This is a genomic window from Dryocola clanedunensis (assembly GCF_038405435.1).
In the GTDB taxonomy this organism is placed as follows: domain Bacteria; phylum Pseudomonadota; class Gammaproteobacteria; order Enterobacterales; family Enterobacteriaceae; genus Dryocola; species Dryocola clanedunensis_A.
In genome coordinates this window covers 1-234 of sequence record NZ_JBBYHZ010000148.1, presented here as the reverse complement: position 1 = coordinate 234, position 234 = coordinate 1, and the positions used below count along the sequence as shown (strand labels likewise).

Annotated in this window: 1 protein-coding gene; it reads left to right on the top strand. The window is 70.5% G+C overall.

Features of this window, described 5'->3' with window-relative positions:
* The coding region (locus tag AAE045_RS23925; RefSeq protein ID WP_455549791.1) for a hypothetical protein at positions 1-234 on the top strand (234 nt) is incomplete at both ends.

The window sequence follows — 234 nt, the reverse complement described above, 5'->3', positions numbered from 1 at the left end:
GTCGGCCTGCTGGACCTGCGCACGGTGGTGCCGGCCAACCTGGCCCACCTGCAGCAATTGCTTGTCGATCACCGACACATGAGCCTGCTGGCGCTGTTGCCTGCTGCGCCGCTGCGCTCCTCGCCGGTGCTCGATGCGCTGCTGGCGGCGTGCGTGGATACCTATGTCGCCCCGATCGACCTGCCGCGCGTCGTGCAGCGGCTGCAGCAGCTGGCCGGCGCCGAATCCCTGCCC